General features: G+C 76.7%; 2 protein-coding genes. Both read right to left on the bottom strand.

The window, feature by feature from the left end:
- A partial coding sequence (locus AB0K60_RS37530; RefSeq protein ID WP_364066572.1) for a beta-ketoacyl synthase N-terminal-like domain-containing protein occupies positions 1-4589 on the bottom strand: 4589 nt, incomplete at its 3' end.
- A 35-nt stretch (positions 4590-4624) separates the two neighbouring features.
- Positions 4625-10884, bottom strand: a 6260-nt coding sequence (locus tag AB0K60_RS37525; protein ID WP_364066569.1) for an SDR family NAD(P)-dependent oxidoreductase, incomplete at its 5' end; no start/stop codon positions are given.

The raw sequence follows: 10884 nt of genomic DNA, 5'->3' as shown, positions 1-10884 counted from the left end.
ATGAGCACGCTTTCGCCGGGGCGGGCCCGGGCGATGTCGAGAAGTGCGTAGTAGGCGGTCAGGAACGCGACCGGCACGGAGGCGGCCTGGACGTATGACCAGCCGTCCGGGATCGGCGCGATCAGCCGGTGATCGACCACCGCGACCGGCCCGCCGTAGGAGCCTTCGAACAGGCCCATGACCCGGTCGCCCGGCTTCACCCCGGACACCCCCGGCCCGACCTCGGTGACCACGCCCGCGCCCTCACCGCCGGCCGCGGACGCGCCGACCATGCCGAGCGCCAGCAGCACGTCCCGGAAGTTCAGCCCGGCCGCCCGGACCGCCACCCGCACCTGCCCGTACGCCAGCGGCCCGGTGACCTCCGGGCAGGGGACCAGCCGCAGGTCGTCGAAGGTGTCGCCGGTGAGCAGGTCGAGGCTCCACGGGCCGTCGGGCGCGGTCAGCGTGCCGGGTGCCGCCGCGGGCGCCAGCGCGGGGGCGTACACCTGGCCGTCGCGGACGGCCGTCTGCGGCTCGCCGGACGCGACCGCCGCGGGCAGCGCCGCGACCGACGCCGCCGAGCCGTCGAGATCGGCGAGCAGGAACCGGTCCGGATGCTCCGACTGCGCCGCCCGCACCAGCCCGGCCACGGCCGCGGCGACCGGATCGACGGCCTCGCCCGCCGCCACCGGAACGGCCCGCCGCGTCACCACGACCAGGGTCCGGTCACCGGCCGCCCACTGCTGCAGCAGCGTGAGGGCGTCGGCGGTCGCCGCCCGCACCGCCGCGGGCATCCGGTCGCCGCTCATCGTGTCGCCAGGGGACCAGGGCGCGGCGAGGACGGTCGTGCCGGGCGGGACCGCGGCGGGGCCGTCCACGACGGGTACGCCGAGCATCGGCGCGAGGCCGAGGGAATCGGGGGCCAACACCGCCAGGTCGGGGACCCGCGGGGGAGCGGCCAGCGGCGTCCAGGCGATCCGGTGGAGGGCGTCGTCGGCGCCGGGAACGGCGAGGCCGAGAACGGCGAGACTGGGAACGGCGAGACTCTGCGCGGTGACCGGGCGGATGGTCAGCTCGTCGGCGGTGAGGACGGGCAGCCCGGCGCCGTCGGCCATGGCCACCCGTACCGACCGCGGGCCGGTGCGAGTGATCCGTACCCGGGCGGTGGTGGCGCTCGTCGCGTGCAGGGCCACGCCCGACCACGCGAACGGCAGGTGGACGCCCTCCGCGGGATCGCCGCCGAGCGCGATCGCGTGCAGCGCGGCGTCGAGCAGCGCCGGGTGGATGAGGTGCCGGGCGTCGGGTGCGGCGTCGAGCGCGACCTCCGCGTAGGTGTGGCCGTCGCCGTGCCACGCGGCGCGCAGCGCCCGGAATGCAGGACCGTAGCGGTAGCCGCCCGCCTCCAGCGTGTCGTAGAGGCCGGCGACGTCGATCTCCTCGGCGCCGGGCGGCGGCCACACGGACAGATCCGGCTCCGCCTCCGCCTCCGGTTCCGCGGGCACGAGACGACCGATCGCGTGGCGCGTCCACGGCGCGCCGACGGGTGCGTCGTCCGGACGCGAGTGAACGGTCAACTCCCGGCCGCCGTCTTCGTCAGGGGGACTCACGCCGAGCTGGAGCCGGACGGGCGTGTCGGCGGGCAACGCGAGCGGGCGCTCCAGGGTGAGTTCGGCGACCGTCGGCGCGCCCGCATGGTCGCCGGCGAACAGCGCCAGCTCCAGGAACGCGGTCCCGGGCAGCACGACCGTGCCGAGCACGGCGTGGTCGGCCAGCCACGGCTGGTCCCGTACCGACAGCCGGCCGGTGAGGACCAGGCCGCCGTCGTCGGCGGGCTCGACGATCGCGGAGAGAAGCGGGTGTCCGGCGGCGGCCAGCCCGGCCGCGGCCACGTCGGCGACCGTCGGCGGGTTCAGCCAGTAGCGGCGCCGCTGGAACGGGTACGTGGGAAGGTCGCACGGGGTCCCGGCGTCGGGTATGTCCCATGCGACGGGCACGCCGTGCGCGTACAGGTGCGCCGCCTGCTCGCGGAATCGGCGCAGTCCCGGCGCTTCCTTGTGGAGCGTCCCGGCCACCAGGCCCTCGGGTGCGCAGTCGGTGAGCGCGGGGGTGAGTGTGGGGTGTGGGCTGATCTCGGTGAACACGCCGAACCCGTCGGCGGTGAGCGTCCGCACCGCGGGTGCCAGCAGTACCGGGTTGCGGAGGTTGTCGAGCCAGTAGCGGGCGTCGAGGGTTTCCCCTTCGGCCCAGGTACCGGTCAGTGTGGAGAACAGGGGGATGCGGGCCGGTCGCGGGCGGATGCCGTCCAGGGCGGTGAGCAGTTCGGTGGCGATGGCGTCCACGTGGGGGCTGTGGGAGGCGTAGTCGACCGGGATGCGGCGGGCGCGGATGCCGCGGTCGGCGCAGACCTGCAGGAGCCGGTCGAGGGAGGCGGGGTCGCCGGAGACGACGGTTTGGTGCGGGCTGTTGCGGGCGGCGATGTGCAGATCGCGGTGGGAGGTGATGAGTTCGGCGGCCTGTTGGTACGGCAGGGCGATGGAGGCCATGGCGCCGTTGCCGGCCAAATGGTGGCGGATGAGCCGGGAGCGCAGGGCGGCGATGGCGGCGCCGTCGGCGAGGGTGAGGGCTCCGGCGACGGTGGCGGCGGCGATCTCGCCTTGACTGTGGCCGATGACGGCGGCGGGGGTGACGCCGCAGGATTCCCACAGGCCCGCGAGCGACACCATGACGGCCCACAGCGCGGGCTGCACGACATCGACGCGGTCCAGCGCGGCCGGGTCGCCGAGGACCTCGTGCAGGTCCCAGTCCACGTGCGGGCGCAACGCCTCGGCGCATTCGCGCAGCCGCGCGGCGAACACCGGCGACTCCTCCGCGAGCCGCAGGCCCATCCCGGCCCATTGCGACCCCTGACCCGGAAACACCCACACCACGTCCGCCGCGGACGCGTGAACCTTGCCGACCCGTACGTCCGGGTGATCCTCCCCGGCACTGAGCGCCTCCAGCGCGGCCGTCGCGCGGGCGACGGCGTCCTCGCCGGGGAGCGGGTCGGTGAGGACGACCGCGCGGTGCGAGAGCCGTGCGCGGGTCGTGGCGAGCGCGTGCGCGGCCGCGGCGAGGGACGTCCCGGCGGTGAGGGCCGCGGCCAGGTTCGCGGCCTGGTCGCGAAGGGCCTGCGCGGTGCCGCCGGACAGCAGCAGCGGCGCGGGGACGCCTTGCGCCGCCTGCGGCGTGCCCTCGGGCACGGGCGGCGCCTCCTCCAGGATGACGTGCGCGTTCGTGCCGGACACCCCGAAGGACGACACGCCCGCGCGGCGGGGACGGCCGTCGCGCGGCCACGGGCGGGCCTCGGTGAGCAGTTCGACGTTGCCCGCCGTCCAGTCCACCTGCCGGGACGGGGTGTCCACGTGGAGCGTCGCCGGAAGCGTCTCGTGCCGCAGCGCCAGCACCATCTTGATCACCCCGGCCACGCCCGCGGCGGCCTGCGTGTGGCCGAGGTTCGACTTGGCCGAGCCCAGCCAGAGCGGTTCCTCGCGGTCCTGTCCGTAGACGCGGATGAGCGCCTGCGCCTCGATGGGGTCGCCGAGGCGGGTGCCGGTGCCGTGGGCTTCGACGGCGTCCACGTCGGCGGGGGAAAGGCCCGCGTCCTGCAGGGCCGCCCGGATCACGCGTTCCTGCGAAGGTCCGTTCGGCGCGGTGAGACCGCTGGAGGCCCCGTCCTGGTTGACCGCGCTGCCGCGGATCACCGCCAGGATGCGACGGCCGTTCCGGCGCGCGTCCGACAGGCGCTCCAGCAGCAGCATCCCGACGCCCTCGCCCCAGCCGGTGCCGTCGGCGGCGTCCGCGAACGACTTGCAGCGGCCGTCCGCCGCCAGCCCGCGTTGGCGGGAGAACTGCACGAACACCTGCGGTGTGAACATGACCGTGACGCCGCCCGCGAGCGCCAGGTCGCACTCGCCGCGGCGCAGCGACTGCGCCGCCAGATGCAGCGCCACCAGCGACGACGAGCACGCCGTGTCCACCGTGATCGCCGGGCCCTCCAGCCCGAACGTGTACGCCACCCGGCCCGACGCGACGCTCCCCGCGCTGCCGTTGCCGATGTAGCCCTCCAGGCCCTCGGGGATCTCCGGGAGCCGTGCCGCGTAGTCGTGGTACATGACCCCGGCGAACACGCCCGTCTTGGTGCCCTTGAGCGAGTCCGGCGCGATCCCGGCGCGTTCGAACGCCTCCCACGCGGTCTCCAGCAGCAGCCGCTGCTGCGGGTCGGTGGCGAGGGCCTCCCGCGGCGACATGCCGAACAGGGCCGCGTCGAACCCGGCGGCGTCCGCGAGGAACCCGCCCCCGCGTACGTAGGTCTTGCCGGCCCGGTCGGGGTCCGGGTCGAACAGGTCGGCCGTGGGCCAGCCGCGGTCCGCGGGGAACTCGCCGATCGCGTCGCGGCCCGACGCGAACACGTCCCAGAGCGCCTCGGGGGTGTCGGCGCCGCCCGGGTACCGGCAGCTCAGTCCGATGATCGCGATGGGCTCGCGGCCGGCCTGCCGGAGCCGCCGCCGGGCGTCGTGCAACTCGGTCGTCAACCAGCGCAGGTGCTCCAGCATCTTCGCTTCGGTCGTCACGTCGGGTCACACCCTTCTGCCACGTCGTCCACCGGTCATGACTTGCCGAATTCCTGTTGGATGAAGGCGAACAGTTCCTCCGCCGACGCCTCCTGAAGCCGCCCGGCCACCGCGTCCCGCTCGCCCGGTCCGCCGTCCGATCCGGCCCCCGGTACGCCCTCCGGCCCGCCGTGCCGCCAGCGCGCGGCGACGTCCAGCAGCCGGGCCGTGACGCGGGCGCGGGCGTCGGCGTCGAGCAGCGCCAGCTCCGCGTCGAGCCGGTCCAGGCCCGCCAGCAGCGGTGCCTCGCCGACGGCGTCCCGCTCGTCCGGGCCCGGGGCGGGCGGGCCGCCGGGCAGTTCGCTCGCGAGGTACTCGGCGAGCTTCTGCGGCGTCGGATGGTCGAAGATCAGCGTCGCGGGGGGACGGAGGCCGGTCGCCGTGGTCAGCCGGTTGCGCAGCTCGACCGCGGTGAGCGAGTCGAACCCGGACTGGAGAAAGCCGCGCTGCGGGTCGATCGCGGACGCGCCGGCGTGGCCGAGGACCGCTGCCGCGTGCGTGCGGACCAGCCGCAGCAGCGTCGCCGTCCGTTCGGTCTCGGTGAGGGCCGCCAGCTTCGCCGCGAGCGCCGCGGCATGCTCGGCGCCCCCGCCGTACGTGGATGTGCCGTCCGCGACGGCGGGGGCGGGACCGGCCAGGTCGGCGAGCACGGGGGAGATCGCGGCGCCGTCCGCCCGGCTCGCCCGCAACGCGGCCAGGTCCAGCGCGATCGGAACCGAGGCGGCCGGGCCGCGCAGCGCCGCGTCGAACAGCGCCAGGCCGTCGGGGGTGGCCAGCGGGACGAGCCCGCCGCGGGCCATCCGGCGGCGCGTTGCCGCGTCGAGCCCGGCGGTCACGCCGCCCGCATCCGCCCACAGGCCCCACGCCAGCGCCTGTCCGGCCAGGCCGCGTGCGGCGCGGTGGGCGGCGAGCGCGTCGAGGAACGCGTTCGCCGCCGCGTAGTTCGCCTGCCCGGGCGACCCAAGGACGCCCGCCGCCGACGAGAACAGCACGAACATGTTCAGGTCCGGACCGGCCAGCTCGTGCAGATGCAGCGCGCCGGCGACCTTCGGCCGCAGCACCGCCGCGAGCCGTTCCGGCGTCAGCCCGGTGAGCAGGCCGTCGTCGAGTACGCCGGCCGCGTGCACCACGCCCGTCACCGGGGCGTCGCCGGGGACGGCCGCGAGCAGCGCCGCGACCTGCTCCCGGTCCGCGACGTCGCATGCGGCGACCGTCACCTGAGCGCCGAGCCCCTCCAGTTCGGCGGTGAGCGCGGCGGCACCGGGGGCATCCGGCCCGGATCGGCCCGCGAGCACGAGCCGCCGTACGCCGTGCGCCGCCACCAGATGCCGGGCCACGACCGCGCCGAGTCCGCCCAGGCCGCCCGTCACGACGACCGTGCCGTGCTCGGCGGGTTCCGCGTCGGCCGGTTCGCGGGCGGCCCTGGTCAGCCGCGGTACGAGCACCGCACCCGCCCGGGCCGCCACCTGCGGCTCGTCGGCGGCGAGCGCGGCGGCCAGGGCCGTACCGAGACAACCGCCGGCGTCGAGGTCGGCGAGGATGATCCGGCCGGGGTGCTCGCGCTGCGCCGACCGGCCGAGCCCCCACGCCGTGGCCTGGCCGAGGCCCGGCAGCGTGTCGCCGTCGGCCGCGGCCACCGCGCCGCGGGTCACGACCGCGAGCCGGGACTCGGCGAACCGCTCGTCCGCGAGGAACCGCTGGACGGCCTCAAGCTGCGCGACGGCCCCCGCGATGACACCCGCGACGACCCCGTCCGGGGTCGCGCCCCCGTCCGGGCACGCCAGCACGACGAGCCCGGCACCGCTTCGCGCCGCCGCGTCCAGGTCCGCGACGACCTCCACCGGCGCGCCCGCGTCCCGCAGCCCGGCCGCCAGCTCCTCGGCGTCCGGGCCGTCGAGGAGGGCGCAGCGGGTGTGCAGGCGGGACGCGGGGACGGGACGCCAGGTGACGGTGTGCAACGGGAGGGCGGCGCCGCGGGCCGCGCGAATTCGCTCGGCGGCGACAGGGCGGGAGACCAGGCGCGTGACCGTGAGGACCGGACGGCCGTCGGGGTCGCAGGCGTGCAGGGAAACGCCGTCGGTGCCGGCCGGCCGCAGCCGGACCCGCAGCCGGGTCGCGCCGGACGCGTGGGAGGTGACGCCCGTCCACGCGAACGGAAGCCGCCCCTCGCCGGACTCGACGGCCGCGAGGGCCCCGGTGTGCAGGGCGGCGTCGAGCAGGGCCGGGTGGACGGTGAAGCCGTCGGCCCGCTCACCGTCGGGCAGGGCGACCTCGGCGTACACGTCGTCGCCGTGCCGCCAGGCCGCGCGCAGGCCGCGGAACGCGGGGCCGTACGCGAACCCGCCCTCGGCGAGCCGGTCGTACATGCCGTCCACCGGAAGCTCGACGGCCCCGGGCGGCGGCCACGCCCCGGCGACCGGCTCGACCGGGGCGGCCGGGGCGGCGGCGAGGATACCGGTGGCATGCCGCGTCCACACCGGCTCGTCGTCGTCGGCACCCGAGTAGGCCGAGTAGGCCGAGTAGATCGCGCAGACGGCCGCCCCGCCCGGCTCTGGCCGTACCACGACCTGCAGGCGTACGGCTCCCGCCTCGGGCAGCGCGAGCGGCGCCTCCAGGGTCAGCTCCTCGACGGCGCCGAGGCCGGCGGCGTCGGCGGCGTGCAGCGCCAGGTCGAGGAACGCGGTGCCCGGCAGCAGCGTGGTGCCGTGGACCGCGTGATCGGCGAGCCAGGGCCGGGTGGCCGCGTCGAGCCGTCCGGTGAGGACGAGTTCGTCGCTGTCGGCGGCCCGTACGGCCGCGCCGAGCAGCGGATGCGTAGCGGGGACGAGCCCGGCCGAGGCGACATCGGCGGCGGGCGCCGCCGTCAGCCAGTACCGTCGCCGCTGGAACGGGTAGGTGGGGACGCCCTCGCCGGGCCGTCCGCCGATGCGCCAGTCGGTGCGCACGCCGTGCGCGTGCGCGCGGGCCAGGCCGCGGTGGAACTGCCGCAGTCCGGGCTCGTCACGGTGCAGGGTCGCGACGACGACGGCGTCGGGCGCGGACGCGGCGAGCGCCGCGGTGAGCGTCGGATGCGGGCTGATCTCGGTGAACACGCCGTGCCCTTCGGCGGCGAGCCGCGCGAGGGCGGGGGCGAGCCGTACCGGGTACCGCAGGTTCGCCAGCCAGTATCCGGCGTCGAGCTCGTCGCCGGACGCCCACGCGTCGGTGAGCGTCGAGTACAGCGGGACGCGGGTGGGCCGGGGCGCGATGCCGTCGAGCGCGGCGAGCAGGTCGGGGCCGATGGCGTCCACGTGCGGGGAGTGCGACGCGTAGTCCACGGGCACCCGCCGGGTCCGGACGCCGCGGGCGTCGCAGGCGGCGAGGAACTCGTCGAGGGCGGCGGTCCCGCCGGACACGATCGTCTGCTCGGGGCTGTTCAGCGCCGCGATGTGCAGGTCGCCGCTCCACGGGCCGATCAGCTCCGCGGCGTCGTCGGCGGGCAGCGCCACCGACGCCATCCCGCCGTGCCCGGCGAGCCGCTCGCCGATGAGCCGGGACCGCAGCGCGACGATCGCGGCGCCGTCGGCCAGGGTGAGCGCCCCGGCGACGGTGGCGGCGGCGATCTCGCCCTGGCTGTGCCCGACGACGGCCGCGGGCGTGTGCCCGTACGACTCCCACAGGCCCGCGAGCGACACCATGACGGCCCACAGCGCGGGCTGCACCACGTCGACGCGGTCCAGCGCGGCCGGGTCGCCGAGGGCCTCGTGCGGGTCCCAGTCCACGTGCGGGCGCAACGCGTCGGCGCACTCGCGCAGCCGCGCGGCGAACACCGGCGACTCCTCGGCGAGCCGCAGGCCCATCCCTGGCCACTGTGAGCCCTGCCCGGGGAACACCCACACGGCCTCGGCGCCGCCCGGCGGAGCCGTACCGGTGACGAGGTCCGGGTCGGCGTCCCCGGCGACGAGCGCGGCCAGCGCCGCGTCCACCCTGGCGCCGAGCGCGACGGCCCGGTGCTCGAACGAGGTCCGGCGGGCGAGCGCCGCGGCGACGCCCCGCGGATCGGCCCCCGTGGCGAGATGGCCGCGCAGCCGTGCCGCCTGGTCGCGCAGCGCCTCCGGGGTGCGGGCCGACAGCAGGAACACGGGCTCGCCCGCGGGCTCCCCGGCCTCCTCGGGCGTCGCCGGCTCAGGCGCTGCCTCCTCCAGGATGACGTGCGCGTTCGTGCCGGACACCCCGAAGGACGACACGCCCGCGCGGCGCGGACGGCCGTCGCGCGGCCACGGGCGGGCCTCGGTGAGCAGTTCGACGTCGCCCGCCGTCCAGTCGACCTGGCTGGTCGGGCTGTCGACGTGCAGGGTCGCCGGGAGCGTCTCGTGCCGGAGCGCGAGCACCATCTTGATGACCCCGGCGGCGCCCGCGGCGGCCTGCGTGTGGCCGATGTTCGACTTGAGCGAGCCGATCAGCAGCGGCCTGTCCCGGTCCTGCCCGTAGACGCGCATCAGCGCCTGCGCCTCGATGGGGTCGCCGAGGCGGGTGCCGGTGCCGTGGGCTTCGACGGCGTCCACGTCGGCGGGGGAAAGGCCCGCGTCCTGCAGGGCCGCCCGGATGACGCGTTCCTGGGAGGGGCCGTTCGGCGCGGTGAGCCCGTTGGACGCGCCGTCCTGGTTGACCGCGCTGCCGCGGATCACCGCCAGGATGCGACGGCCGTTCCGGCGCGCGTCGGACAGGCGCTCCAGCAGCAGCATCCCGACGCCCTCGGCCATGCCGAACCCGTCGGCGGCGTCCGCGAACGCCTTCGACCGCCCGTCCGCCGCGAGCCCGCCCTGCCGGCCGAACTCGCCGAACACGCCGGGCGTCGCCATCACCGTGACCCCGCCCGCGAGCGCCAGGTCGCACTCGCCGCGCTGCAACGCCCGTACGCCGAGGTGCAGCGCGACGAGCGACGACGAGCACGCGGTGTCGACCGTCACGGCCGGGCCTTCGAAACCGAAGGTGTAGGAGACCCGGCCGGAGATGACGCTCGCGGCGTTGCCCGTCACGAGATAGCCCTCGAGCTCGGCGGGCACGGACGCGCCGTCGAGCGTGGCGTAATCCTGGCGGGCGGCGCCGACGAACACGCCGGTTCGGCCGCCGCGCAGCGCCGCCGGGTCGGCCCCCGCGGACTCGATGGTCTCCCACACGGTCTCCAGCAGCAGCCGCTGCTGCGGATCCATGGCGAGGGCCTCACGCGGGTTGATGCCGAAGAAGTCCGCGTCGAAGCCGCTGACATCGGACACGAACCCGCCGCGCGGCACGTATCCGCCGGACGGCGTCGGCCAGCCACGATCCATGGGGAACCCGGTCACGGCATCGCCGCCGTCGGCGAGGAGCCGCCACAGCCCGCCGGGGTCGGTGACGCCGCCGGGCAGCCGGCAGCCCATCCCGACGATGACGACCGGGTCGTCGCCGGCGGTGGCCGACCCGGTGGCCGGCCCGGTGGCCGGCCCGGACCGTGCGTCGGCCGCCGCGGCCGTCGCCGCCGGCGCGAGCAGCTCGGCGAGGTGCTCGCCGAGCGCCTGCGGGGTCGGGTAGTCGAACACGAGCGTGGCGGGCAGCTTCAGCCCCGTCGCCGCGTTCAGCCGGTTGCGCAGTTCGACGGCGGTGAGCGAGTCGAACCCGGCCTCGCGGAACGCGCGCAGGGCGTCCACGGCGTCGGCGGTCCGGTGCCCGAGTACGGCGGCGGCGTGCTCCCGGACCAGCGCGACCAGGGCCTTGCCGCGTTCGGCGGCGGGCAGCGCGGCGAGCCGGGCCGCGGGCGGGCCGCCGTCACCCGCGGCGGACCCGGCGGTACGGCGGGCGGGCCTGACCAGCCCGCGCAGCACCGCGGGCACCTCGGCGCTCCCGAGCAGCGCGGCCGGGTCAAGCCGAATGGGGACGAGATGGGGGTGGCCGCCGTCCATCGCCGCGTCGAGCAGGCCGAGCGCCTGCTCCGCGGACAGCGGGCGGATGCCGCCGCGGGCCATGCGGGCCAGGTCGGCGTCGCCGAGGTGCCCGGTCATGCCGCTGCGTTCGGCCCACAGGCCCCACGCGAGCGAGGTCGCGGGCAGCCCCCGGACGTACCGGTGGTGGGCGAGCGCGTCGAGGAACGCGTTCGCCGCCGCGTAGTCGCCCTGCCCGGCCCCGCCGAGAATCCCCGACGCCGCCGAGAACAGGATGAACCGGGCGAGGTCGTGGTGTGCGGTGAGTTCGTGCAGGTGCCAGGCGGTGTCGGCCTTGGGGGTCAGGACGGTGTCGAGGT

Source organism: Thermopolyspora sp. NPDC052614 (genome assembly GCF_040678635.1).
Classification (GTDB): domain Bacteria; phylum Actinomycetota; class Actinomycetes; order Streptosporangiales; family Streptosporangiaceae; genus Thermopolyspora.
This window is presented reverse-complemented; position numbering and strand designations above follow the sequence as displayed.